The sequence below is a fragment of the Trinickia caryophylli genome (assembly GCF_034424545.1).
In the GTDB taxonomy this organism is placed as follows: Bacteria; Pseudomonadota; Gammaproteobacteria; order Burkholderiales; family Burkholderiaceae; genus Trinickia; species Trinickia caryophylli.
The window spans coordinates 1435228-1461437 of sequence record NZ_CP139971.1; the positions used below are offsets into that span (position 1 = coordinate 1435228).

The 26210-nt window shown below is 61.5% G+C and carries 24 protein-coding genes and 1 pseudogene; 12 read left to right on the top strand and 13 right to left on the bottom strand.

Features of this window, described 5'->3' with window-relative positions; all coding sequences use genetic code 11:
* The first annotated feature begins 5 nt into the window (after positions 1-5).
* The 3 genes from U0034_RS25615 to U0034_RS25625 all read left to right on the top strand — a co-directional run bounded on the left by U0034_RS25615 (position 6) and on the right by U0034_RS25625 (position 2296).
* Positions 6-656: an amino acid ABC transporter permease gene (locus U0034_RS25615; RefSeq protein ID WP_085229352.1), complete on the top strand. Its 651-nt coding sequence runs from the start codon at positions 6-8 to the stop codon at positions 654-656.
* A complete protein-coding gene (locus U0034_RS25620) occupies positions 653-1405 on the top strand; it encodes an amino acid ABC transporter ATP-binding protein (protein WP_085229353.1) in 753 nt (250 codons plus the stop codon). The genes U0034_RS25615 and U0034_RS25620 overlap by 4 nt, the downstream gene beginning before the upstream one ends.
* Positions 1406-1534: 129 nt before the next feature.
* Positions 1535-2296, top strand: coding sequence for an IclR family transcriptional regulator (locus U0034_RS25625; protein WP_085229354.1), 762 nt, complete (start codon positions 1535-1537; stop codon positions 2294-2296).
* Here U0034_RS25625 and U0034_RS25630 read toward each other — a convergent pair.
* The 3 genes from U0034_RS25630 to U0034_RS25640 all read right to left on the bottom strand — a co-directional run bounded on the left by U0034_RS25630 (position 2253) and on the right by U0034_RS25640 (position 4427).
* Positions 2253-3041 (bottom strand): alpha/beta fold hydrolase, encoded by a 789-nt coding sequence (locus U0034_RS25630; protein WP_085229355.1) that lies wholly within the window; start codon positions 3039-3041, stop codon positions 2253-2255. The genes U0034_RS25625 and U0034_RS25630 overlap by 44 nt on opposite strands.
* A gap of 34 nt (positions 3042-3075) precedes the next feature.
* Positions 3076-3663, bottom strand: coding sequence for a class I SAM-dependent methyltransferase (locus tag U0034_RS25635; RefSeq protein WP_085229356.1), 588 nt, complete (start codon positions 3661-3663; stop codon positions 3076-3078).
* Positions 3664-3824: 161 nt separating this feature from the next.
* Complete coding sequence (locus tag U0034_RS25640) at positions 3825-4427, bottom strand: phosphatase PAP2 family protein (protein WP_085229357.1); 603 nt, start codon at positions 4425-4427, stop codon at positions 3825-3827.
* A gap of 215 nt (positions 4428-4642) precedes the next feature.
* On the opposite strand from U0034_RS25640, the gene U0034_RS25645 reads away from it, so the two are divergent.
* Both U0034_RS25645 and U0034_RS25650 read left to right on the top strand, forming a co-directional pair.
* Positions 4643-4933, top strand: coding sequence for a helix-turn-helix domain-containing protein (locus U0034_RS25645; protein WP_085229358.1), 291 nt, complete (start codon positions 4643-4645; stop codon positions 4931-4933).
* A complete protein-coding gene (locus U0034_RS25650) occupies positions 4930-6231 on the top strand; it encodes a type II toxin-antitoxin system HipA family toxin (RefSeq protein WP_085229359.1) in 1302 nt (433 codons plus the stop codon). The genes U0034_RS25645 and U0034_RS25650 overlap by 4 nt, the downstream gene beginning before the upstream one ends.
* Before the next feature lie 202 nt (positions 6232-6433).
* Here U0034_RS25650 and U0034_RS29310 read toward each other — a convergent pair.
* From U0034_RS29310 to U0034_RS25670, 5 genes and pseudogenes are all read right to left on the bottom strand, one after another.
* Positions 6434-6723 (bottom strand): annotated as a pseudogene (locus U0034_RS29310) (hypothetical protein); the annotation flags it as partial.
* A gap of 722 nt (positions 6724-7445) precedes the next feature.
* Positions 7446-7865 (bottom strand): VOC family protein, encoded by a 420-nt coding sequence (locus tag U0034_RS25655; RefSeq protein ID WP_233211813.1) that lies wholly within the window; start codon positions 7863-7865, stop codon positions 7446-7448.
* Between the two features lie 147 nt (positions 7866-8012).
* Positions 8013-9101 (bottom strand): histone deacetylase family protein, encoded by a 1089-nt coding sequence (locus U0034_RS25660; protein ID WP_233211814.1) that lies wholly within the window; start codon positions 9099-9101, stop codon positions 8013-8015.
* 23 nt (positions 9102-9124) lie between these two features.
* A complete protein-coding gene (locus tag U0034_RS25665) occupies positions 9125-10378 on the bottom strand; it encodes a Zn-dependent hydrolase (protein ID WP_085229442.1) in 1254 nt (417 codons plus the stop codon).
* A 31-nt stretch (positions 10379-10409) separates the two neighbouring features.
* Entirely contained in the window at positions 10410-11720 is a 1311-nt protein-coding gene (locus U0034_RS25670) for an MFS transporter (protein WP_085229443.1), read from the bottom strand.
* Positions 11721-11936: 216 nt separating this feature from the next.
* Between U0034_RS25670 and U0034_RS25675 the strand changes: the two genes are divergently transcribed.
* Entirely contained in the window at positions 11937-12893 is a 957-nt protein-coding gene (locus tag U0034_RS25675; RefSeq protein ID WP_085229444.1) for a LysR family transcriptional regulator, read from the top strand.
* 143 nt (positions 12894-13036) lie between these two features.
* Complete coding sequence (locus tag U0034_RS25680; protein ID WP_085229363.1) at positions 13037-13447, top strand: hypothetical protein; 411 nt, start codon at positions 13037-13039, stop codon at positions 13445-13447.
* Between the two features lie 293 nt (positions 13448-13740).
* Here U0034_RS25680 and U0034_RS25685 read toward each other — a convergent pair whose 3' ends face one another.
* A complete protein-coding gene (locus tag U0034_RS25685) occupies positions 13741-14673 on the bottom strand; it encodes an alpha/beta fold hydrolase (RefSeq protein ID WP_085229364.1) in 933 nt (310 codons plus the stop codon).
* Between the two features lie 138 nt (positions 14674-14811).
* Here U0034_RS25685 and U0034_RS25690 point away from each other — a divergent pair, with 138 nt between their 5' ends.
* Positions 14812-15954 (top strand): hypothetical protein, encoded by a 1143-nt coding sequence (locus U0034_RS25690; protein ID WP_233211815.1) that lies wholly within the window; start codon positions 14812-14814, stop codon positions 15952-15954.
* A 143-nt stretch (positions 15955-16097) separates the two neighbouring features.
* Positions 16098-16715 carry a helix-turn-helix domain-containing protein gene (locus tag U0034_RS25695; protein ID WP_199187024.1) on the top strand — a complete coding sequence of 206 codons (618 nt, stop codon included), beginning with the start codon at positions 16098-16100 and terminating at the stop codon, positions 16713-16715.
* Between the two features lie 225 nt (positions 16716-16940).
* On the opposite strand, the gene lhpI is transcribed toward U0034_RS25695, so the two are convergent.
* Positions 16941-17885 carry a bifunctional Delta(1)-pyrroline-2-carboxylate/Delta(1)-piperideine-2-carboxylate reductase gene (gene lhpI / locus U0034_RS25700; protein ID WP_085229366.1) on the bottom strand — a complete coding sequence of 315 codons (945 nt, stop codon included), beginning with the start codon at positions 17883-17885 and terminating at the stop codon, positions 16941-16943.
* Positions 17886-17940: 55 nt separating this feature from the next.
* Positions 17941-19200, bottom strand: coding sequence for an NAD(P)/FAD-dependent oxidoreductase (locus U0034_RS25705; RefSeq protein ID WP_085229367.1), 1260 nt, complete (start codon positions 19198-19200; stop codon positions 17941-17943).
* Positions 19201-19690: 490 nt separating this feature from the next.
* On the opposite strand from U0034_RS25705, the gene U0034_RS25710 reads away from it, so the two are divergent.
* On the top strand, positions 19691-21478 hold the full coding sequence (locus U0034_RS25710; protein ID WP_085229368.1) for an ADP-ribosyltransferase: 1788 nt from the start codon (positions 19691-19693) through the stop codon (positions 21476-21478).
* 134 nt (positions 21479-21612) lie between these two features.
* Here the strand turns inward: U0034_RS25710 and U0034_RS25715 are convergent, their stop codons facing one another.
* Complete coding sequence (locus U0034_RS25715) at positions 21613-21816, bottom strand: YbdD/YjiX family protein (protein WP_085229369.1); 204 nt, start codon at positions 21814-21816, stop codon at positions 21613-21615.
* Positions 21817-21839: 23 nt separating this feature from the next.
* Positions 21840-23924 (bottom strand): carbon starvation CstA family protein, encoded by a 2085-nt coding sequence (locus tag U0034_RS25720; protein ID WP_085229370.1) that lies wholly within the window; start codon positions 23922-23924, stop codon positions 21840-21842.
* Between the two features lie 201 nt (positions 23925-24125).
* Between U0034_RS25720 and U0034_RS25725 the strand changes: the two genes are divergently transcribed.
* Together U0034_RS25725 and U0034_RS25730 are read left to right on the top strand one after the other, a co-directional pair.
* Complete coding sequence (locus U0034_RS25725) at positions 24126-25556, top strand: cache domain-containing protein (RefSeq protein WP_085229371.1); 1431 nt, start codon at positions 24126-24128, stop codon at positions 25554-25556.
* Entirely contained in the window at positions 25553-26209 is a 657-nt protein-coding gene (locus tag U0034_RS25730; protein WP_085229372.1) for a response regulator, read from the top strand. The genes U0034_RS25725 and U0034_RS25730 overlap by 4 nt, the downstream gene beginning before the upstream one ends.
* Position 26210 lies beyond the last annotated feature (1 nt).

A 26210-nucleotide genomic window follows, 5' to 3' on the forward strand; every position in this document is an offset into this window, starting at 1 on the left:
CGAACATGTCGCGCGAATTGTTGATGACCAGCCTCGCGATCCTATTTCAGGGATTGCTGGCGACCCTGCTTCTGTCCGCGGCGTCGATCGTGGGTGGAACGCTGATCGGATTGCTGGCAGCGGTATTGCGCACGTTCGGGCCGTGGGGTACGCCGCGCATCGCGAGGCTCTACACCGAACTGTTTCGAGGCACGCCCGTGCTGATCACGCTGATGTTCATCTATTTCGGGGTGTCGTACTTCGGCTACGCGCTCGACGTATTCGCCGCCGGCGTCGTGGGCATGAGCGTCTATCAGGGCGCCTACATCGCCGAGGTGCTCCGCTCCGGCATCGAAGCCGTGCCCAAAGGCCAGTGGGAAGTGTCGCAGATCCTCGGGCTTGGCAAGACCCAGGCGTTCTTCTCCGTGATCCTGCCGCAAACCGGAAAGATCGTGATGCCACCGCTCGTCGGCCAGTATTTATCGCTCATCAAGGACACGTCGATCGTCAGTATGATCGGCATGTCGGAATTGATGCATGGCGGCCAGGCCATCGTCGACCGGGTCGGCAAACCGGTGGAAATCTATGGTCTCGTTGCCGTGCTTTATTTCATTGTGTGCTTTCCACTGTCGCAGTGGGTGCGCCACCATGACGGAAGAAGGAGCCAGCGGTCGTGACCACCATCACTACGTCGAAGCCCATCATCAGCCTCACCGGCGTCAGCAAGTCGTTCGGTGCTACACAGGTCTTGAAGGCGATCGACCTCGATGTGCAGCCGGGCGAAGTGCTCGTGCTGATCGGAGCGTCGGGCTCCGGCAAGAGCACGGTACTGCGCATCATGAGCGGTCTTGAAACGGCCGACACGGGCGAAGTTTGGGTCAACGAAATACCGTTGCACGATGCGCGCCGGACGAAGGAAATCCGGGGGCATGTCGGTATGGTGTTTCAGCAATTCAATCTGTTTCCGCACAAGAGCGCGCTCGGCAATGTGACGCTCGCCCTGATCAAGGCGCGCAAGATGAACGCCGCAGACGCAAGCAAGCGTGCGATGGACGCGCTCGACCGGGTGGGGCTTGCCGACCGGGCCGAGCACTACCCCAGCCAGCTCTCCGGCGGCCAACAGCAGCGTGTCGCGATCGCCAGAGCGTTGGCCGTCGAGCCGGGCATCATGTTCTTCGACGAAGCCACGTCGGCACTGGATCCGGAACTCGTTGGCGAAGTGACCGAGGTTATGCGGGGACTGGCGCGCGACGGGATGACTATGGTCGTCGTCACGCACGAGATGGGCTTCGCGCGCAAGACCGCGGACCGCGTCGTATTCATGGATAAGGGCGTCATCGAAGAACAGGGCGCGCCCGAGGAGATTTTCGTGAACCCGCGGAACGAACGTACACGACAGTTCCTGCACCGCGTGCTCGATCATTGAATGTGTCTGAAAGGGCGTCGTGCGTTTGCGGGCCGCAGCATGGCGAAGCGTCACCCTATGCCCTTTGCGCGCTAAACTCGCGTCACACAAACGATAAACCGCGATCCTATCGCCGACGGAGTTGAAGGAATGTCCGCACCAGAATCATCGAGGGCCAGGGGGGTCAGCCGCGTCATCGACATTCTCAAGCAATTGCATATCGCGCGGCGGCCAATGACGATGCGCGATCTGATCGAAGCGACCGGCGCGCCCCGTTCGAGCATCTACGAACTGGTCACCATGCTCACCGAAGCCGGATGGCTCGAGACGACCGCGGACGGAAGCGTCTTTTTCGGCCGCGAGATGCACTACTACGGCTCGGACTATGCCTCCCACAACGATCTGATCAGTCGTGCCCACCAGGCAATCCTCGCGCTGGTTCGAACGCACGACGAAACCGCGCAGTTGTGCATGCTCGAAGGCAACAAGTACACCGTGGTCTTGTCGGAGAACAGCTCGCGGCCCTTCAATATCAGTTCCGATATCGGCGTGAAGGTGCCGATTCCGTGGACCGCATCGGGTCGCCTGCTGCTCGCCCATATGCACGCGGAGGAAATTCGCAACTTGATCCCGGACGAAGACTTCATCCTCGACAACGGCAGACGCGTCGAATTTCAGGACTTTCTTCGTGATGTCGAACGTGCCGCCGAACAGGGGTACTGTTGCACCGAGGGTCTCTCCCATACCTTTCGCCTCTGCATGGCGGCGCCCATCCGCGACCGCACGGGCCTCGCCGTTGCAGCGCTGTGCTTCATGACGAGCCGGGATACGGATCCGGAGAAACGCGCGATGATGCTCGAAGATCTCATCAGGTCCGCCAAGACGTTATCGCAACCTTACGCCCGCTTGTAGTTAAGGCAACCATGCCTTCGACGATGCGACAAAATTCGCCGGGCTCCTCCAGCATCATCATGTGGCCGACACCTTTCTGCACGACATAGTCACGTGCCGCGGTACGCGTCCACTCAGGCACATTCCACGCAGACGCGGATTTCTCGCCCGCAAGCAGGAACAGCGGCAGACCGCGCCGCACAACCGTTCGGATTCGGGATAGATACCCGTCGTCCCCCGTCTCGGCCACGACAGCGCTCGCCATCGCCTGGATCGTCTCTGCCGGCTGGTTCGCGAGCGCGCCGCGCGCCCATTCGACGCGCTGCGGTGTGATTGCGATGTCGCCTTTCGCCAACCACCCTTCGGGATCGGAAATCAGCCGCGCGTGTTCCGCGCACCATTCGCCGTGGGGCATCGCGGCGATTTTTGCGCACCAGAACGCATCGGCAAGCGTGAAGTTCCCTTCTACATTGATGATGCCAAGTACACGGTCCGGATCGAGCGCGGCCGCCAACATCGCCACGGCACCTCCAACGCTGTGCCCCAGCAAAACACAGGGTGCATCCACCTGTTCACGCAAATAGCGGACGACATATGCGGCCTGACGCTCGAGCGTGATCGCGTGCTTGTGCTCGCTCTTCAATTCGCCATAGCCGATCAAGTCTGGCGTATGAACGGAAACGGCACGCATCCGCTCTTGCGGAGCGAAGAAATCCAGCGACCCCATCAGGCCGTGAATCATGATTAACGGTGTGGCTGTTTTCATCTTTTTCTTTCACCTATCGATGGCCAAAACCGACTCACCGCCGTCGGGCGATGAGTCGATGCACCCGCTTGCCGGAAGAAGCGTTGACGGCCTCGGCATCGAGCAACAATTCTGCCGCGCGGAGGCCATCCCGGACCCGCACGGCGTCGAATGCGGCGTAGAGTCGGCCGGCAGCATCGCGGGTGTCCGATTCCGCGACTCGCCAGCTCAGATAAAGCGTCCCCCCGGGCCTGAGAATGTCGAACAGACGGGTACAGGCTTGCGTAACTTCATCGGGTGGCAAATGCATGATCACGGTTTCGCACAGGACGTTGTCGAAGGAGTTGCTTGGAATAACGTCCAGCGCAGGAAGTTCGGCGCGTTTGAAAACCAGCGATGGAAAATCGGCCGCGGCTTGGGCCAGCAATCCCTCGGAGGCATCGTAGCCGACGGCGGGGAAGCCATGACCATTGAGCCATGCGACATCGCGGCCAGCGCCGCAACCGATGTCCGCTGTTTTGCCGCCCGGGACGAAATAGCGCTGCAACAGCGCGTACATGTCGGCAGGCGGGGGCTGCTCGCGCCACTCGGCCGCATAGCGGCTCGCATGCGACGAGTAGGTTTCGACGGTCCGTTCGTCCATGCCAAACTCCCTCGGTCGAGTAATAACGATTGCGGCCGGATGAATCTCCGTCTTCACGGATTCCCTGGCTTGCCGAGGCGCCGGTCGGGCCAACTGGCCTCGAGCACGCGATCATGTCGCGGGCGGCCACGTAATGCAGCGCACCGACCACCGCATCACGCTCACGACGACAGCCATCCGCGCCCGATAGGCCACGCCAGCAGTTTCCTATAGAGCGCAATGAAACCGCGAGTCAGCGCGGCACCCGACATTTTCCACATTGGAGCAACCACCGCATAGGCCACGCACGCGACGGCGACGGCGCCTGCCATGTCCAACGGAAAATGCACCCCGACAAAGATGCGCGCCCATGCCACGGCAAGACCCGCCAACAGCATGGATAGTCCGTAGCGGCGCTCACCAGCGAGTAGCAAGGTCAAAGCACCGCTTGCGAACACGGTGGCGTGGTCGCTCGGAAACGATGAATCCGGCGCGTGCTCGATAAACATATGGCCCAAGCCGATCATGAACGGCCGCGGATGCATCCACCCGAGACCGATCAGCTGATTGATGCTGAGCGCAAGCAGGGCCACGCAGCACGCCCGTAGTGCGGCAGCGCGTCGACGCTCGCCGCCCGCGAGCCACAACACGGCGAGCACGAGCGGCACGACATAAATCACGTCGTCGGCAATATACCGCGCCACGTCGATGAGCCAGACGGGCGTCGACGGTGCCGCGTTGATCGACAGAAAGAGTGCGCGGTTTAGCGCTTCCAGTGCATTCATCGGTCTAGATCGCAGGGAAATCAGCCGATCTTAGCCGTCGAACCTTATGAAAAGCTTAGGGCGCCACCTGCCTACTCGGACGCCGGGCACCGAGTCAGTCTAGATGCACCTCGCGTATGATATGTCACACCATCGTGTGAGAGATTATGATCCCTAATACAACTTTCACGCGATGTCGTATAATATCCCGTATTCCCGGCGGCTCCGAGTATGAAATGTCATTCGTCGATCAAGTCAAGGCGCTCCTTTCGCGCCGCGGCATGTCCGTCACCGAATTGGGTGACCTGACGGGCATCGCCCGCCCCAATTTGTCCGCGACCTTGGCGAGCAAGCACGACGCCAGGAGCAGCACGCTGGATGCGCTGGCAGCAGGTTTGGACGCGCAATGGGTACTCGTGCCAAAGGAGCACCTCGCAGCGGTCCGCCAAGTCCTGGCTGGGAAGGGTACTGGGCCCGATCTCCAGGCGCCGAGCGCGGCGGAGATGTTTCTGAAGGGGCGCCGATGACCGATGCAATCCATCCGCGCTACCTGAAAGTGCGGCTTTACGATGAGGTCTGCGGCTATCTCTGTGAACTTGCCGGAAACTGCCGCTTCGTACCGTCCGAATCGTTCAAGGCTGCTAATGGCACGCCCACGCTCACGTTGTCGATGGCGATCCCAGGCGCTCCCGAGATTGCGGCCGACATCTTTTCAAACGCTTTCCACCCCGCGCTCTACAACACGGGCGGCAGGCTTCCGCCATTCTTCGCGGGACTCCTCCCCGAGAGCGATTTGCGCAGGCGGCTGGAAGCGACTCGCCACAATCCGGACGATCGGGATGACTTCGGCGTACTGGCTGCGGCCGGTGAAGACCTGCCAGGCGCAGTTGTCGTTCAGCCGCCCGTCGATGCGCACGGCATTCCAGCGTATGCACGAACGTTCGGTGCCACCGGCGGCGCCGACAACCTCGAAATCAGCGTAACGGAAGGGGCCACCGAGGGCGCCGCCTCCATCTCCGGCGTGCAGGACAAGCTCGCGCTTTCGACCCTGGACAAAGGCAAGCGGTACACGATGCCGGGGCACGGCAAGCTTTCCGATGTCATTGCAAAGCTTCCTGCCACAAACGACGACTCGCAGATCTTCAACGAGTACGTCTCCATGCAACTTGCCAAAGCAGCCGGTGTCAATGTCGCGTCGTGCGAGCCAATGAATCTCTCGATCATCGAAATCGACGGCCTTCAGGCCGCTGCAGGCACGGCGACGTCGTTTCTCGCCGTCGAACGCTACGATCGACAAGGCAACGAGCGCATCCACGTAGAAGATGCCTGCCAGTTGCTGGGGCGCATGCCGGCTGCCAAGTATGGGAAAGAGGAACAGTTCCGTCTGCTGCTGAGTTTGCTCGACGCCCTGAGTCCGCGCGGCGTGAAGGATGTCCGCGAATTCTTTGTGCGGCAAGCCGTCAACACGCTTATCGGCAACAGCGACGCGCATCTCAAGAACTTTTCCGTCCTTTACGCGGACAAGGTTCACCCGCAGTTGTCCCCGGCATACGACATTGTTTGCGTCGCCGCGCTGCCGCGGTTCTCCACCTACGGGACGAACGTCGCCATCGATCGCATGCAGCGCGCTCAGACGCTCGATACCTACTCGGAACTGGCCAAGGCCGCAGGCATTGCTCAGCGTATCGCGACCGCCGCGGTGAAAGCAGCCGTATCCGCCGCTCAGGACACGTGGCCGAAGATGCTCGATGAGCTTCCGACGCCGCAAGGCATGAAGGAGGTGATCCTTGACCGCCTTAAAACGTTGCCGTTGGCGTCGCTCTGATACTCTCTTCGATTGAGAATTGAAAACTCTGGGCCGTGCCGCGCAAGCCGCCTTTGCCGTCCTCGCTTTCGTGTTATCCGAATCCGCCGCCCTCGCGGACACGACGGTGCACTCGCTTGCCGGTGTACGGGGCGCGATGCATACCACGGACGCCCGGAAAGTGCTCGATCATTCGATGGGCGACGCGCTGCATCCCCGTTTGTTCCGGTGATCTCAAATTGCACTGACCGCTGGGTTTTCTGCTGCATGACGGTCGCTCTAGACGCCACATGGTTTCGTTACGGACATCCTGGACCTGCAACCGGTAAGATCGCACGTTCGCAACTCGCTATCAATTGCGAGATTGAACATCGCGAGGTCGCGAAGTATCCGTCCGTAAACCCCATGCCTTCGGGTTGATCGCAGCCGTGATCGCCTTGGGGATGTTCCTATTATTCGCAGTGAAGGGATCGGATCGTAGTCGTCCTCAAAGCATGGATCGGAATCTTCCAGTCGGCCTTCGACGCTTCCGCGTACCACGCCTGCAATGGCTGTTCGGCTTGAGCGTGACGTGCGCTGAAGGCAAGCAAGGTTCTTTTGGCAACGATTCTACGGTGTAAAACCCCATGCAGCCGTGCCGCCAGCGGGCTTCTTCCCGCTGAACGGCGAGGTTGAATACGAATGCCCTGCAGTGCCGCAACAGCAGGAATTGCGCGTGGCCTCTTCCGATTTGGGTTCGCCGCAGCCCCCAAAACTTCGCTGCGCGCGGTGCTGGATGCCCTGGCATCAGCAATACTCAGCGTTCCTGCAACCTGCCAAATGAGAAAATGGGAAATTGTATTGGTGGTACTAGTACCGGTCACACATCGGCCACGACGCAGAACATTGCGCGCGAAAACTCTCTTGACCGACTGGATGCGGCGATAGGAAACCTCCAGCAAACGCGCCGGGAAGCGACGGCAAAAAACCCTGCATTGGCGCTCTTGGAACCGCGAAACAAGAATACCGAAGAATTGCTGCAGCAGGCGAGTGCGTTGAGTGCAGATCGTCGACGAACCGCGGGAAGGCCGGCATCAAACAACAATGCTGTGCCGAATAGCCAAGACTTGATCGATGCACTAAACAGTACCGCGCAGTCGTGGATGAGAGCCTGACCGCGCTCTATGCACGGCCCGACGTGTTAAGGTTGACCTATTCAAAGGCGAAAGCCCGGCGTGTCGGAGTGGCTGGATCGATTACAAAAGATGTTGGCCGATCATCATTCGGTGACCATCCGGCGTACCTACGAGAAATTCGCGCATGCCGTGCGGCCTATCGGCCGGAGGTTGCAGAATGATTGCGCCGCGACCGACCAGTTCGTCATGAAGTGCGTCAGCATTCGCCACGTGAAGGTAGCCGAAATAGCTATGGTCGCCCGTCGCCGACGGCAACATTGCGTCTGGGCAATGACCCAACATCACCCGTACGGAGCCTCGCGTAGCTAGCTGCCACTCCGTTGCGTCGGGCCACTCAAGCCGAAATCCCAGCGCATCACGAAAGTACGACGCGGTGGACTCGAGATCGGGGACTGCGAGCACAAACGAAAACGACGTCAGATCGGTACGCGGGTCATGCATCGCATTGTCTCCGTTTTGGACCGAACAGTCGGCATCCATTGTCGCCGTCGGTCGATAAGTCTACCAATACCTGCCCGCCGGAAGGCGAGTTAGCTGCTTCAGTGCGAGTAAGAATGCTGCCCGGCGATTCCACTGCCGGGAAGTATGGGTCGTTTCAGTTCCTGTTGATTGGCGGAAGGCAGGTAGTTACGCCCGGACCGAGTTGCGAGAGGCCCCGCCGGGCTGTTGGCCGCCTTCGGCATCGTCATCCGTTTTCCGCCCGCCATCGAATCCGCTAAAGAATGCCTCGGCATTCGCGGCGAGCGAGTCGATGTGATAGCCGCCTTCCTGCACGATCACCGTTGGCAGGCAAAGCGCGCCGACCGTCAGGCCCAGCCTCGCAAACCCTTCGGTCGTGACCGCTACCTTCGACTGCGGATCCTCCCGATAGATGTCGAAGCCGAGCGCAAGCACCAGCGCGTCTGGTCGAAAGCGATTCAGCACCCGCAGCGCCGCGTCCACCCGCTCGAAGAAGACCGCCTCGGACGAACCATGCGGCATCGGCAGGTTCACATTGAAGCCCTGTCCCGCGTCTCTTCCGGTTTCCTCTTCATATCCGGCCACGACTGGATAGAAGTTGGTCGGGTCGCCGTGAATCGACACATAGAGCACATCGGCACGCCCGTAGAAGATCTCCTGCACGCCCTGGCCATGGTGCATGTCGGTATCGAGAATCGCGACGCGCTCGAACCGGCTGCGCAGCGCCTGTGCCGCAATGGCCGCGTTGTTCAGGTAGCAGAAGCCGCCGGCCGCATCGCGCCGGGCGTGATGACCGGGCGGCCGGCATAGCGCCCAGCTTTCGCGCGCACCTTCATGGATATCCGCCGCGGCCGCCAGCGCGCTCTGCGCAGACCAATAGGCGGCCCGCCAGGTGTTCTCGCCCACCGGGCAACTGCCGTCCGCTAAATACCGGGCTGCTTGCGCCAGCACACCGCGCAGCGGATTCGGCTCCCGCACGTAGACATTCGACATGACTTCATCGCCCCAGTCGTCGGGCATTTTTTTCCAGTCTCGATGCGCTTCTTCGAGGAATCGCAGATAGTTCATGTCGTGCACCGCCGCAATCGGCGCGATGCCGCGGTCGGTGGGTTCAAGCACGTCGAAGCGGAGCGACTTCGCGGCGGCTACGAGCTGCGTCGCACGCTCGGGCACTTCCTGCGGGGTGCGCATCTGGCCTCGCGACAAGTAGCTGCGCGGATGATGCAGCAACTGTTCAGGGTGAAAGTACGTCTTCATCGAAACACCTTTCCTGCAATCGTTCAGTGTGAATCCGTGGTGGCCATCGCGCCGGCGCGCGCGAGCACCGCATTGAGCAATACGTTCGCGCCGCGCGTGACGTCCTCGGGCAACGCATCTTCCGCTTCGTTGTGCGACAAACCGCCCACGCAGGGAATGAACACCATGGCGGTCGGGCAATGGCTGGCAAGCAAAATTGCGTCGTGCCCCGCGCCGCTGACGATGCGCTCGCAGCTATAGCCGAAAGCGTCCGCGGCGTCCTGCACGAGCGCAACGCATGCGCGGTCGAACGGCGTAGCGGGGCTGCGCCAGTAAGTGTCCACTTCGACCCGCACGCCACGCTGCGCGGCAACCTGTGCGCACGCGACGCGCAACGCCCCGATCATTGCATCGACTTCGCCGTCGTCGTGATGACGCAGATCGACGGTGAACGACGCCTGCCCCGCAATCGTGTTGCGCGACGCGTCCGGAATGCCGATCTCGCCGATCGTAGCGAGCCCGCGCGGCGCATAGCCCTCCGCAATGCGCTCCAGTTCGAGCGCGATTTGGGCTGCGGCAAACAACGCATCTTTGCGGTACGGCATGGGCGTCGTGCCGGCATGCGCCGTCATGCCCGTCACCGTAGCATCGAGCCAGCGGATCGCCTGGCCGCCTGTGACAACGCCGATCGCCGTGCCGTTCGCCTCGAGTACCGGCCCCTGTTCGATATGCGCTTCGAAATAGGCATCGACGGGCGTGCCGATCGCGCGCGTGCCGCGATAACCGGTCACAGCCAATGCGTCCGCGAGGCTGACATTCTGCGCGTCGCGTCTGGCGAGCGCCTCCGCCAGCGGCATGGCACCCGCAAACACCGCTGAGCCGAGCATCGCCGGCGTGAAGCGTGCGCCTTCTTCATTCGTCCACGATACGATCTCGATCGGCTTTTCCGTGGCCATGCCGGCATCGTTCAGCACGCGCACCAACTCCAGTGCGGCGAGCACGCCGTAGACGCCGTCGAAGCGGCCGCCATGCGGCTGCGTGTCGAGATGGCTGCCGACCAGTACCGGCGCCGCGTGCGGATTCGTGCCTTCGCGCCGTGCAAACAGGTTGCCGACTTCGTCGACACTGACGGTCAGATTCGCTTCGCGGCACCAATGCGCAAACAGGTCGCGGCCGAGCCGGTCTTCTTCGGTGAGGGCAAGCCGCCGCACGCCGCCGCCCGGCGTGGCGCCGATCTCTGCCATGTCCATCAGGCTTTGCCACAGCCGCGCGCCGTCGATCTTCAACAGGTCTTTCATCGTCATTGCATCGGGTTCCGATTAATACCGTTCAGTTCACGCCGACTGCTTCCGCGGCATCGCTGTGCGTTGCCCGCCTTGCATCGAGCGCGACGATGCAGGCCAGCGAAACGCCCGCGAGGCACGTGTAGAACACTGCAAGCGGCCACCATTGGCCGACGTAGCGATGCGCGAGCCAAGTGCCGGCAAGCGGCGTCAGACCGCCCGCGATCGCGCCGCATACCTGGTACGCGAGCGAGATGCCCGAATAACGCACCCGAGTGGGAAATATGCCGCTGACAAAACCAGCGATCACCGAATAGAAGCCCGACATGCAGATCGTTGCAATTGCGATGCCGAACACCATCGGCAACCGCGTGCCGCTTTGCACGAGCATGAACATGGGGTACGGCGAGATCATCGCGAGCAGCGCCATCAGTTTGAGAAAGCGCACAGCCCCGATTCGCTCGCCGAGCCACGCGGCTGCCGGTTGCCACAGAAACTGGATGATTGCCACCGCGAACAGACAATCGAGAATCAGCGAGCGCGTGACGCCGACGTATTGCGTGGTGTAGGCAATCATGAACGTGTTGGTGAAATAGACGCCCGCAATGCCGATCGTATTCGCGCCGATGCACAGCAGCACGAGGCCCCATGCCGAGCGGAAAACCTCGGCCACCGGCAGTTTTACGGTGCGGTTCGCTTCTTTCACGCGCGCGAATTCCGGCGACTCGTTCACGCCGAGCCGAATGACAATGCCGACGATGAGCAGCACCGCGCTCGCAAGAAACGGCAGACGCCAACCCCACGCGAGAAAATCGGCCTTGTCCATCGACGACACCGCACGGAACGCCACGAGCGACAGAATCAGGCCCGCAGGGCTGCCGAGCTGCGCGAAGGACGCAAAGAACGTGCGCTTGCCGGGCGGGGCATGCTCCCCCGCCAGCAGCACCGCTCCGCCCCATTCACCGCCCACGGCAATACCCTGGACGATGCGCAGCGCCACAAGCAGGACCGGGGCCAGCGCGCCCATACTTCCATACGACGGCAGGAGGCCTACGCAAACCGTTGCGATGCCCATCATCATCAGCGTCACCATCAGCGTGTTCTTGCGGCCGATACGGTCGCCAAGATGGCCAAATACGACGCCGCCAAGCGGGCGGGCGAAGAAGCCCACCGCGAAGGTCGCAAACGACGCCATCGTGCTGACGAAGCGGTCGCCCGACGGGAAGTACAAGTCGCCGAAAACGAGCGCCGCCGCGGTCGCATAGATATAGAAGTCGTACCACTCGATCATCGTGCCGATGAATGCCGCCGACGCGGCACGCCCGGGCTGGCGGAGAGAAGAACTGGATGGCGTCATGCTGGCTCCTGAAGCACGTTCGGCGCGGTGGTCATGGCCGGCGGCGTGCGTGTCGTTGTGAATGCGTGGGGGCTGTATGCGCAGCATTGCCCGGCGCATGAACCATTTATCGGTAACCATAAAACATTAGTCAAATTTCGAGTTATTATTTCGCTCATAAATCTGGCTAATAGTTAAGTCGACTTACTGCGGCGGGTTGCCGCAAGAGGCATGACGGTGCGCGCGGACCTCGCGAATTTTCTGAATGACCGGCTCGACTGGAATCTGCTGCGCACGTATCTCGTGATCATGCAGGAGCGCAGCCTGAGCCGCGCCGCGGCGAGGCTGCACGTGACGCAGCCGGCGGTGAGCCAGGCGTTGCGGCGGCTCGAGGAGACACTGGAGCGCAAGTTGATCGAACGGCGCGGCCCGTATTTCGCGCCGACGGAAGCCGGCGAAGCGGTTTATCAGATCGCCAGCGACATCTACGGCAATATCTCGCGGCTCGAGACCGATCTCGACGAGCGCACGAGCGATATTTCCGGCACGATCCGGCTGCTGACGATCAGTCGCATCCAATCGCCGGTCTATGACGAATTTCTCGCGGACTTCCATCGCGCGTATCCGCGCATCGATCTTCAGATCGAAGTGATGCGCTCGTCGGATATCATTTCATCGCTACTGCGCAAAACGGCGACGGCAGGACTGGCCTTGTGCCGCACGCCGCACGAAAAGCTCGGCATGCAGTGCTTCCTGAGGCAGCGCTATGCGATGTTCTGCGGGCGGCACCATCGGCTGTTCGGCAAGTCGCCCCTGGCGATGGAGGATCTGCTCGCGGAAAACTTCGTCTCGTTCACGAGCGACCAGATAGGCGACAGCCTTTCGCCATTAACGGTGTTTCGCGACCAGAAAGGCTTTACAGGGAGAGTCGTGGCGTCGTCGCCGAGCCTCGATGAAGTTCGGCGGCTCGTTTTCGCCGGCTATGGCATCGGTTGCCTGCCCGAGCATATCGTGCGCGACGATATCGCACAGCAGCGGCTGTGGCGGTTGCCGCCGGACGACGGGCTGATCGACGTCGACGTGTTTTTGCTGTGGCATCGCGAACGCAAGATGAACGCGGCCGATCAGGCGTTTCTCGACAGCATGGAGCGCTGTATGTACCGGTATCCTCTTGCGGAGCGGCTGGGGAAGTGACAGGTTTGTACATGCCGATGGTCATCGGGTATCGTCTACTATGCCGGCTGTAGCTCGCCTCAAGTTATGCAATAGCACCGAGAAGGCGGACGGCCAAGAGCGTTGCATCCAAACCGCGCATACAAGATTGCCCGGAGAATGATATGAAGAAGCTAACACCAGCCGAGGTTACGGCAGGGCTGAACACCGCGCTCGAGGCGGGACGCAGAGCAGGAAATTCCCGAATTCAAGAGCTGAAACAACAGGCCGAGGGCAATCACGGGCAGCCGGTCCGCGAAGAGTGCGGTAACGCCGCGGCTCTTGTGAAGCTTGACGGTCGATCCTCCCTAGCTCGCGCAATCAAGAATGCTAGCGACACCGGGCTTTCTCTTGTCCGCATGGGATCCACAAAGTTTCGTGGACATTACGCGGTTCACGCCCGCCCTGAGATCCAGGGCGACGCGAAAGTCAGCATCCAAAACTGTTCGATTCATGAAAAGGCTGCCGAAGCTATCGCTGAATCGCTCAAAGAGACGTTCGGATTCGAGACGTCAGTTCTCTACTGGAGAAACTAGATACCTCGGGAGGCGAACGCGTTCGTGCCGGCATGACGGACCCGCGCTTGCGTGAAAGACGGCACGCCAACTTTCGCCGGCACGCGCCGACGGCGCCACGGTGGCATTTCGTAGTCGTGGGCCAAGCAGCTCTTGCTTCCTCGACTGCGTTGGCCAACACGTCAGGGGTACGAGGCCGGCCTCATTCGCGAGTCACTGGCGGGTATGTCGATCCCCAGCAGAGAGAGGACGGAGCGCGTCAAAGCAATTATTCCTTCTGGTACACGGGGACCTGAGAAACGCAAGCGGCTTGCTCACCGCCCGGCAATCGCAAGTATGGCCTCCGCAAAGACATCTGGCGCCTCGCGCGGGACGAAGTGTCCTATTCCGTGCAGCAAGCGGTGTTCATAGTGCCCGGAAAAGTACTTCTCCTTGTTTTCGGAAGTGACTGGCAAATTGTCACGGTCTTCCGCACCCTGGAGCATGATGGTGTCGATACGAATCATCGGCGAGGCTGCCAATTGCCGTTCTATCTGCTCGTGCTGCTCTGCGCCCGGGGCGTCGTGCCAGCGCTGCCGATAAGCATGAAGGCTGATGTCGGCCCAGTCGGGATTGTCGAGAGAGCCTGCCATGGCTTGGAAGTCGCTCTCCCTATCGGGCCAAGCGGGCGACCAGCTGTTCCACAAGTATCTGCACAACCGCTCGCGATCCTCTCGATAGGCCTTCATCCCATACGTCGTGGCGACGTACCACTCATACCAGTATGCCTTGGCCAACTCATAGGGCATTTCGTTGGCCGGCATCGCCGTGGCATAGCCCGCCGCAGCGGTAACCATACCGCTCACTCTTTCGGGAAACAGAGCAGCGACTCCGTACGCCGCGCGCGCGCCCCAGTCATACCCCGCGAGAATTACATCCGTCAAATCCAGCGTTTCCACGAACTGCGACAGATCAAGTGTCAGAGCGGCGATTGCGCCGCTGCGCATCGTATCGCGATTCAAGAAGCGCGTCGGTCCTGATCCGCGCAGATAGGGTGCGTAGATTCGGAACTGCTGGCCGCTCAGGCCAAGGTGCAGAATAGTCTTGTCCCAGCACTGAACATCGTCCGGCCATCCATGGACAAGGACAAGCGGTGGTCCATCAGGCGGGCCCGATACCTCATAGGCCACCTCAAGTTCGCTCGTGCGACAAGTAAGGAAGTTTCGTTGCGATCCGCGTGTGACCGACTCATCCGCATCTGAAATCATATCGATCTCCCGAAGGATGATTCAAAGGTGTCATTAGCAGCATCGCTCATTCCCGTTCAAAATGGCTTCCGATCAAATTTTGAACGACCCCGGGGCATCAGCTGACCCAGCGCCGTGGCTTGGCTTTGGGCTTCTCCAGTGAAGCCGGAAACACACGAGCGCACAGGAAGTCGACGAACGCCCCGAGGCTCCCTGATTGAGAACTCCGGCACGTTGCCGGGCCTAAATAGGCATTTAGCTGAAACCAAGATCAACATCAGCTCCCCCGTCCTTACTCATTCGCCCTTTCCCTCGACGATAATGGCGTGCTATCCAACTCGGGCAATTTCAATGACACATCGCGCATCGCTACGCCGCCTGTTCGGTATGGCCATTCTCGCTTTCGTTCTACCGGTGTCCGCGACGCTCGCCGACACGACAGTGCACTCGCTCTCTGGCGTACGCGGCGCCATGCACACCCCTGACGCCCAGAAAATGTTCGATCATTCGATGAGCGGCGCGCAGCAACCCGATGGCTTCGGCACGAAACTGCCTGCCGGCTTTACCACCGCGTTTCTCGTGGAGCAACTGGCGCCGGGGCAAGACGTTCGAAGTGTCGTGTTATCGGGCGCAAAACCGTGGCCGTTGCGCCCGAACAGCTACGTTGCCATCGTCTGCCTTGCCGATAGCCCGCAGCTCGCTGCCTCGGCCCTGAAGTACAGCCCCGCCTCGTGCGACAGCCTCGGCAGCGACGATTCAGACCCACGGCGCGTCTGGTTTGGCGTTTTCGAAAGCACCGGCGGCGGCACACCGCGGCTCGTGGCGCGAACCGAGTCGCCCGTCGTCACCCCCACCGACTGGCGCGACACGAACATCGACCTGCCGGTCCGTCTCGAAGCAAGCGATCCCGGGAGCGCACAAGAGGCCGTGCCGTCCAGTTGGTCCCGCTTCGATTTAGCCCCGTATCAGATCCGAACAAGCGAATACGCATTCGGCGTGCGTGCCGGATGGAGCGAAGGCTATGCCGGGGGCGGTGCGGATTTCGAAGCGTTGTATCTTTTCGCGATCGAGGGGAAGACGCTGCGCGTGGTCTTCGCCCAACCCATGGCCTTCGACAAAATGATCGCAGGCGAATGGCACAAGGATGGCACGCGAAGCCACGACGTATCGGACGCGGCGAACGCACTCACTGTTCTTCCTTCAGTGACAGATGGCTATCACGATCTCCAGCTTCGGGAGAAAGCTGGCGGTAAATGGCGCCGTACGTTCAGATGGTCCGCAACGGACCATCAGTATCAATGAACGCTCGGCGGCGTTTATAGACCCCGCAACCACGAACACCAGTGGGCAGTCCCACGCAGACAATTATCGGATCAGAAAATATCTTTCGCTTTGCTACAATTTCGGCAGCCAAACGGATCGGCTCTCGATGGGCCGAGCGACAAGTGAAAGATACGAGCGAAAAAACGGTGCGGCCGCACGGTGCGTCCGAGAGGCAAGTCGGCACGCTTGCGCAAACCCTGCGGCGTTTGCGCACCCATGCGCACTTGACCTTGCAACAATTGGGCGAACGGTCGTCGATTTCGGTTTCCACGCTGTCCAAGATCGAAAACGGACAGCTCTCGCCGACCTACGAAAAAATCGCTGCGCTCGCCATCGGGCTCGGTGTCGAAGTCAGCGAGCTGTTCAATCAAACGCCCAAGCCCGTTCCGTTAGGGCGCCGAAGCATTACGAAAGCCGGAAGTGGAGTCGTGCACGAAACGGATCAATACGTGTACGAGGTGCTCAATGCGGATCTGGCCGGCAAGCGCTTCGTGCCACTTTTCACGACGATCAAAGCGCACAGCATCGGAGAATTTCGAAGCCTGCTGCGGCACGACGGCGAAGAGTTCCTCTACGTTCTGGAGGGAACGGTCATCGTCAATACCGAGTTTTATGCACCCAGCACGCTGAGCAAGGGAGACGCGATGTATTTCGACAGCACGATGGGGCACGCTTGCATATCGGGAACCGACGAGGACGCGAAAGTCCTCTGGGTCTGTTCGCATGTCACACTGGACTGATCGCCCCGCAGCGAGAAGCCGCCGACGGCGCGAGGCCCGCGACAGCAACGATCCGGCGTCGACGATCTTCACTACAGTCCATTTTCCGTCGACCACTTTGTAAAGCGTCGTCGACGGGTGAGTCGGCGCACCCGATACGGTGAATTGAATGGAATGTCGCCGGTGCGGCCCGAATAGAGCGGCCGATGCGCGTTCTGCGCGTTCGGCCAATCGATAGCGCCGCGCTCACGTGCCGGCGGAAGCGTCGTACGCGAGCGATGCCGCCGCGAGGTCTTCGAGCGCGGTGCCAACGGCTTTGAAAACCGTGATCTCGTCGCGGCTTCGCCGCCCGGCATGCTCGCGACGGCAAAGTTGCGCAAGCGTGGCCTGGATCGCCCCTTTATCGAACGCGCCCGATTGCATTGGCGACAGCAGGTCTCCGGCTTTCATCAACGCCTCGTCGGTATCGATGAATACCGATGTGCCGACAAAACAGTCGTCATCGGTTTCGCGCATAGTCGGCGTAAAGCCACCGATGAGATCGAGGTGCGTTCCAGGGCGCAACCATGAGCCTTTGATGAGAGGCTCCGTGGACAGCGTCGCACAGGAGACGATGTCGGCCCACCGGACGGCGGTTTCGAGATCGTCCGCGACTTGCGCGGAAAAACCGCGCGCGCTCAAACTGCCAACGAGTGCTGCCGCGCTTTTCGTATCGATGTCCCACACCATTACTTCGGCGATCGGGCGCACGGCGGCATAGGCCTCTGGAATCAGCGAGCCAACCCGTCCGGAGCCAACCACCAGCAGCCGTGCTGAGTCGCGCCGGCTGAGCACGCGGGCGGCGAGCGCGGATGCCGCCGCCGTGCGCCGCGACGTTATGACATCGCCGTCCAACATCGCCAAAGGCACGCCCGTCGTCGCGTCGAGCAAGATGAACGTGGAGTGAAGCCCGGGCAGCGAGAGGCGGCTATTGGACGGGAACACCGACACCGTCTTGATGCCGATGCGCCCGCCCGTTTGCCACGCGGGCATCAGAAGCAGCGTGCCGGGGACATTGTCCGGCCCGCAATCGATCGTGTGATTGTGACGAAGCGGTACGGTGCAGCCGTCGACGAACATGGCGTCGATGGCATCGATCAGGCGATCGAACGGAAGGCGGCTGACGGTTTGCGAAGAGTCGAATATGAGCACGTCGAAAAGATTCCAATGAGAACGCTTGATGTCACGCCACCGCTCCGGCGCTCGATTATCGTGATCCGAACCTCGAGGGGGAGAATGGCGCGAGATCGATGTCGGTCTTTCTGCCTTGAATGGCTTGGGCAATGAGACGCCCCGTCTGCGGCCCGAGCGTCAGGCCGAGATGTCCGTGGCCGAACGCGAGAAAGCAATTGGGGTGACGCACGGACGGCCCGATCACCGGCACGGAGTCCGGCATCGAGGGGCGGAAACCCAGCCATCGGTCGTCAACGGGTAGCTCCGCCAGCGCCGGCACGATGCCCCGAATGGCGCTCAATGTGCGATCGATGTTTCCAAACGCGGGCGGCGCATCGAGCCCCGCGAATTCGACGCTGCTCGTCATCCGCAAGCCGTAGTCGAGCTGCGAGAAGACCACGGACTTTTCATGCCAGAAGAGCGGGGATTGAAGCAACGTGCGATGCCCCGCGTCGAGCATGATGTGATAACCGCGTTCGGTATCGAGCGGCACGTTATCGCCGAGCTCGGCGGCAAGGGCCTTAGACCATGCGCCGCAGGCAATTACGAAACTGTCGCCCTCGACTACCCCGTCGGATAGGCGCACAGCCGATAACCGGCCATTCGTAAAAACGACTCCGCGGGCACTATCGCGAATGAATTCCACACCTTGCCTCGCACAGCCATCCGCGATGCGGGCGACATATTCGCCTGGGTTTTTCACCTGCTGACAGTCGGTGAAAAGCGTCGCCTTTGTGAACACGCCCTCGAACCCCGGGGCAAGCGCATCGATGTCCGAAGCGCCAAGCGGTTGCATCGCGACGCCCCAATCCGCGAGTTCGGAACGCTCGTTCCCTTGGCTTCGATAAGCCTCTTCGGACTGATAGGCCTTGATCCAGCCCGTTGGCGCCAGCAATTCAGTGGCCGAACACCCTGCGGCCAATTCCGCATGCGCATCCACGGCTGTTTGCAAGAGCGAGCTGAGGGCCGTGGCCGCGCGAAGGAAGGGCTCGCGCGCGCTGGACCGGGCAAAACGAATCAGCCATGGAAGCAGTACCGGAATGTACCGCCAGCGAATCTGCAATGGGCTGTCGCGCGAAAGCAGCAACGAAGGCAACTGCCGCAATAAAGCCGGTGTGGCGAGCGGAAACGTTTCGCAGACCGCCAGAACGCCGGCATTGCCGAAGCTGGCGCGTCGCGACGCAATGTCAGGATCGATCACCCGAACGCGATGGCCTGAGCGTCGGGCAAAAAATGCGCAACTGAGGCCGACAATACCGCCCCCAATCACTATCACGGTCTTCGGGTGTTGCATCGCCTCCGCCCATGGAGCTGCTGGTCTAGCGAGCAATATATAGAAATTTATTTGAGTTTGATACTTGTATTTTTCTTATACGAAAGTCAATCGGACGGATAGCGTCTTTGCTACGCGTCGGGGGTAGCCCTCGTCCAGGTCTGCGCCGCTCTGGTCGGCGCATCTGCTATCGAGAAATCGAAGATGTCAGCATGCGGAGCGAAGCATAGTTCGCGCGGACGCCAACGATTCGCTCGTAGTGCGGGTGACCGACCGAGTTGAACGTGCCGCCCGCATCGAAGCCTGCGTGCGCATATCGAACAGGTGTCCCAGCCTGTATCGACCAGTCTTGCACAGCAGGAAGGCTTGTCATCGGCCGATCGCTCCGTAGCGCGACGTACGGGCCGAATCTTTTCGGTACAGGCCTCGCCTTTTCGTCCCTTTCGTTCTCGCCAGCACACCGTGACCTTTAGCCTTGCACAAGGAGGCCGCGAGCCAACGACGAGGTGACATGCCAAACCTGCTCAAACCATTTCTCCGATGCTTCTCCCCTGGAGGTCAAGTCACCGGCGAGCAACCCGCACTGCACAGCCGTGATACCTCTGCCACGCCGCCATCGCGGGGGGCGAGCCTGCATAGCGCGATGGGGCCATTAGCGGGCTTGGCACAGTTGCAACAAGGCAAGAAGCAGTCGCCTCAGCCAAGCGGGCGCGAGCATCCGGCCCAGCGCATCTCTATCGGCCAGACGTCTGCGCAACGGTCGGCGGCGGCGCCCATGTCACCCCGCCCGACCGGCTTGCAAGCGCCAGGAAGGCTGTGGAGCCCGGTTAGCAAGAGCACACCCACAGCCAATACCGCCAAGCCGGAAAAACTTTCGACCTGGACGCGCGTTGGAGACAAACCCGGTGGCACCGCTGCGGGCGCGCTGTATGTCGACGGACATGGGCAAAGGTGGCTGGTCAAGGGGTACGGCAATAACGACATGGCCAAAAGCGAGGTGCTTGCGTCGCATCTGCTCAACGCCGCTGGCGCTCCCACGGCCGAATTGAAGTTGGTCGATCTGGGCCACGAACACCAAGGTGGATTGGGTGTCGCTTCCCGGTGGCTGGATCACGCGCAGGCATTCGACGTGCGCAACCATGCACACGTCAAAAGCATGCGGCAGGCGTTCGTCGCGCACGCTTGGCTGGCCAACTGGGATTCGGTTGGGCTGTTGCACGATAACGTAGTCATCCACCGAGGCAAAGCCGTACATATCGACCCAGGGGGTGCTCTCGAGTATCGGGCAATGGGCGGCAAGAAAGGCGGTGCGTTCGCCGGCGAGGTCGGGGAGCTGGAAACCATGCGCGACCCGGCCATGAACCGCGCGTCGGCCGCGGTATACGGCTCGATGACAAAAGAGGAGATTGCTCGCGGCGCGAGCGCCGTCCTGAATCTACCCCCGGCCACGATTAAAAACCTCGTGAGCCGCCATGGCCCCGGAAGCAGTGCAGACCGTATGGCCCTGAGCGCCAAGCTGATCGAACGTCAGCGTCATATCAAGACATGGTGCAACGCTGCGCAGCCAGGGACGTCTCGCGATACCGGCCACACGCTCAAGGCCCTGGACAAGAAGTTTCCTGTTTACACCGGAGCCCCAGGCGGCCACCGCGTGAAGAATATCGCCAGATTCGTCGAACTTGGCACGGTGACCGAACCGCCGCGCTTGCCCGAACCCGCCCTCAACGAGCACGACGTGGAAAGCTATGCGGCCCACACCATGGCCGGCGTTGCAAAGCTGCCAACGGCCCAGCGCGAGGCCATTTTAAGCTACGCGCATCTCGGATATGAGGAAATCAATGCATCGCTGCGGGCGGGAAAGCCGAGCAAAACCGCCAAGGCACTCGACGCGGCCATTCGCAACGCCGGCTGCGAAATTCCACCGGGCACACTGCTTTCGCGCAAGATCAAGGTCAGTGGGCCTTTCAAAGAGCAGCTCTTGAATGCCACCGGCAAGGTGGTGCAGGAGCCTGCCGTCATGTCCACCTCGACCAAGCCCGACATGTTCACGGGCAACGTGCATCTGAAGCTCACTGTCGGCCACGGCGTGAAGGGGTTGTTTCTGGGCTGGGGCTCAGCGCCGGGCGGCGACTCCATCTCGAGAATGCCCGGTGAATCCGAAATCGTACTGTCTCCGAACACGCGCCTGTACATACATAAGGTTACGGAGACACGCGGTGGCGGCGACAAGGACGGCTTTGGCGGCGACGGATCCTGGATGACGCATATCGTACATGCGCTCGTGTTGCCGACTCGCTAAGGACATGGTGATTCATTCGGCTCGGCGGTCATCCGATCTGCCATGCCAGGGGCGGTGCGGATCATAAACAAGAGCCCCAAGCAGCGCTTGGGGCGTTCGGACCTACCTGCACAAAGGCGACAATCAACGACGAGTCAACAACACTTCCCCGCCCCCGCCCCATAACGGGCATTCTGGCGTTCCCTGAAGAACGCCTCATACGTCATTACAGGCTGATCCGGATGCGTGGCCTTCATATGCGCGACGTAGGCGTCATAGTCCGGCAAGCCCACCATGAGGCGCAGTGCCTGCCCGAGATAGCGGCCGGCTGTGCGCAGTTCGCTGAGATTCGAAAACATCGCTCGCGCCTCCTCGTTCCTGGTTATCGGCCAGCAGCGCTCGTCCCGATCTGCGCGGCCTCGAACGGCGTTTCGTTCGAGGTGGGGCGGTCGTTACGGCGTGCGCGCAGCACGGCGGCAATGCCATAAACGACCATACTTGCCACGACGAAGACGAACAACCCCGACAGTGCCGCGTCGACATAATCATTGAAGATCACGCGATGCATCTGCTCGATCGATTTCGCGGGCGCGAGGACTTTGCCTGCATCGGCCGCCTCGCTGAGCTTCGCTGCATGAGCAAGAAAACCGACCTTCGGGTTCGCCGAGAAAATCTTCTGCCAGCCCGCGGTGAGCGTGCAAACGAGCAGCCAGAGTGTCGGCACAATCGTCACCCACGCATACCGCTCGCGCTTCATCTTGAACAGCACGACCGTACCGAGCACGAGCGCAATCGCGGCCAGCATCTGATTCGACACACCGAACAACGGCCACAGCGTGTTGATGCCACCGAGCGGATCGATCACCCCTTGATAGAGGAAGTACCCCCACGCGGCTACGCAAAGCGCCGTCGCCACGAGGTTTGCGGGCAGCGACTCGGTGCGCTTGAGCGCCGGGTGAAACGCGCCGAGCAGATCCTGCAGCATGAACCGTCCCGCGCGCGTGCCGGCGTCGACCGCCGTCAAAATGAAGAGCGCCTCGAAGAGAATGGCGAAGTGATACCAGAACGCCATCATCGCGGGGCCGCCGATCACGCGGTGCAGAATCTGCGCCATGCCTACGGCGAGGGTCGGCGCGCCACCTGCACGGCCGACGATCGTCGTTTCGCCCACCGCGCGAGCCGTCTCGGTCAGCATGTCGGGCGTCAGCATGAAACCCCATTGCGACACGGTATGCGCAACGGCGTCAGGCGTCGTACCGAGCAGCGCCGCCGGCGCATTCATGGCGAAGTACACACCGGGTTCGATCACACAGGCCGCCACGAGCGCCATGATCGCAACGAACGATTCCATCAGCATCGCGCCGTAACCGATGAAACGCGCATGCACTTCGTTCTCGAGCAGCTTCGGCGTCGTACCGGACGAAATCAACGCATGGAACCCGGACACGGCACCACAGGCGATAGTAATGAACAGGAACGGGAAAAGGTTGCCCGACCAGACGGGGCCGGTGCCGTCGGCGAACTTCGTCAACGCGGGCATCTTCAGTTCAGGCGCAACGATCAGGATGCCGATGGCCAGACCGATGATCGTGCCGACCTTCAGGAACGTGGACAGATAATCGCGTGGCGCGAGCAGCAGCCACACCGGCAGCACCGATGCCACAAAGCCATAACCGATCAAAATCCATGTGAGCTGCGTGCCGCTGAACGTGAACCACGCGGCCAGCGCCGCAGATTCATGTACATGCTGCCCATATGCGATCGATGCCATCAGCAGCACGAAGCCGATGATCGACACTTCGCCGATACGGCCAGGGCGGATGAAGCGCGTGTAGATACCCATCAGCAGCGCGATCGGAATCGTCGCGGCAACGGTGAACGTGCCCCACGGCGAGTTCGCGAGTGCCTTCACGACGATCAGTGCGAGCACGGCGAGAATGATGACCATGATCAGGAACGCGCCGAAAAGGGCAATGAAGCCCGGCACCGTCCCGAGTTCCATCTTCACGAGATCGCCGAGCGAACGTCCGTCGCGGCGCGTGGAAATGAAAAGCACGACGAAATCCTGCACGGCACCGGCGAAAACCACGCCGGCCAGAATCCAGAGCATGCCCGGCGTATAGCCCATCTGCGCGGCCAGCACGGGGCCGACGAGCGGGCCGGCGCCTGCGATGGCGGCGAAATGGTGGCCGAACAGAACGAAGCGGTTCGTGGGAACGTAGTCGAGCCCGTCGTTGTGCCGGATGGCCGGCGTCATGCGGCGTGGGTCGAGCTGCAGCACGCGGCTCGCAATGAAATGGCTGTAAAAGCGATAGCCAATCAGATAAACGCAGACCGCCGCGATGACGATCCACAGCGCGCTCACGCGCTCCCCGTGTGCCAGGGCGATGGTCCCGAACGCATACGCGCCGAGCAAGGCAATTGCAGACCAGAGCGCAAACCGGCCAAGCCGATTCGTCGGATTCATGGCGTCTCCTCAATCGTTGTTATGAAGAATCCGGCCGCCAGGCCGGCCCAAGACAGCGCGAACGCGATCCGTCAATGGCCGTGTAGTATTCAGTTTCATACCGACCCGTACAAGCGCATAACTACGTAACCAGACTGCGTAGTACTACTTAGCGATTTCGGCATACCCCTGTGCGCGTGCCTCGCCGCCACGCCTTGAACGATGAAAGTCAAAACGAAAATCTTTCTGCTCGCCATCGTGCCGTTCCTGGTCGCGATAGCGGGCATTGGCATCGGCGTGAGAATGCAGGCCACCTCGCTCGCGAAAGCACAGCATGCGACCGTCGAAACGGCCTACATGTCGAGCAAGCAGATGGAGCTCAAGCATTACGTCGAGCTCGCGACGAGCGCGATCGCCCCGTTTTACGGAGCAAGTGCGGATTCGCCGCAAGACGATGCGACACTGCGCCGCAAAGCGCTCGAGGTGCTGCAAAAGATGGACTTCGGACAGGACGGCTACTTCTTCGTCTACGACATGCAAGGCAATTCGCTCATGCACCCGCGCGAGCCGGGGCTCGTCGGTCGCAACCTCTGGGAGATGCGCGACCCGCAAGGCGCCTTGCCGATCCAGGAGCTCATCGCCGCCGCCGCGCGTGGCGGCGACTACGTCCGCTACACATGGCACCGGCCTTCGACGGGGCAGGTCGAGGCGAAGCTCGGCTACGTGGTGCCGCTGCCGCGATGGGGCTGGATGCTCGGCACCGGCATCTATCTCGACGGCGTCAACGCCGCGCTCGCGCGCATCGATGAAAGCGCATCGGCGAACATCGGCCGCACGATGATGTGGATCGGCGCGATCGCCCTCGAGGGCTTCGTCGTGATCGCGGCTTGCGCGGTGTTCGTGAACGTCACGGAACACCGCAGCGCCGATGCGAAGCTCAAGCGCCTCGCGCAACAGGTCGTCGAATCGCAGGAGCAGGAGCGCGCACGCATTTCTCGCGAGCTGCACGACGGCATCAGCCAGAAGATGGTCTCGGTGAAGCTGCTGTTCGAATCCGCGCTCGCCCGCCTCGAATCGGCGAGCGAACAGGCGCGCGTGCCGAGCGCCGAGGCCGCCCTTTCGACCGGGCTCGTGCGCCTCTCCGACGCCTTGCGCGAAGTCCGGCGCATCTCGCACGCGCTGCGGCCCGCGATGCTCGACGATCTGGGCCTCGCGGCGGCGCTCGAGCAATTGTGCCGCGAAGTCGGCGAGGAAGCCGGAATCGACATCGCATTCACGCGCAACACCTCCGCGAACGCACCGGTATTGTCCGACGCGATCAATACGGCGTTTTTTCGCATCGCACAGGAAGCGCTCGCGAATATCCTGCGCCATGCGCACGCGAAGCATGCGGCATTGACGATCGACGCCGACGAACATGCCGTCTCGCTGACGATCATCGACGACGGCATCGGCTTCGATATCGAGCAGGCGCAAGCCGACGCGCGCGGCGGGATCGGCTTGCGCAACATGCGCGAGCGCCTCGATGCCCTCGGCGGAAACCTTTCGCTCGCCTCCACGGCCGGACGCACCGTCGTCATCGCGCGCGTGCCGCTCTCGCGCGCGAATGCCCGCCCCACGCCACTCCCCACCCCTGAAAACACGACCTCATGACCGCACCGCATTCGCCCGAGGCGCGCCCGGCCTCAGCCAAGATCATCCTCGTCGACGATCACCCGCTCGTTCGCGACGGCCTGCGCCTGCGGCTCGAAGCCGTGCCGGGCCTCGAGGTCGCGGGCGAGGCCGGCAACGCGCAAGAAGCGCTCGCGCTCGCCGAAACGCTTTGTCCAGATCTCGCGCTGATGGACGTGGGGATGAACGGCATGAACGGGATCGTGCTGGCCGGGATTTTTCACGAGCGGTTCCCGGCCGTGCGCGTACTGATGCTCTCGATGCACGACAACATCGAATATGTGACGCAGGCCATGCGCGCCGGCGCAAGCGGATACGTACTCAAGGATTCGCCCGCCACCGAAATCGTCCATGCGATCGAGGCGGTACTGGAAAACCGGACCTACTTCAGCGCCGGCATCGCGGCGCGCATGATCCAGGCAAGCGCTTTACAGACACCCGCGGACCGGCTCACGCCGCGCGAGACGCAGATTCTCGACGCGCTCGCCGAAGGCTTGTCGAGCAAGCAGATCGCCGAACGCTATGGGTTGTCGGTGCGCACGGTGGAAACGCACCGGCTCAATTTGAAGCGCAAGCTCGATATCGAAGGGCAGGCCGAACTCATCAAGTTCGCCGTTGAGCGACGCCGGCCCTGAA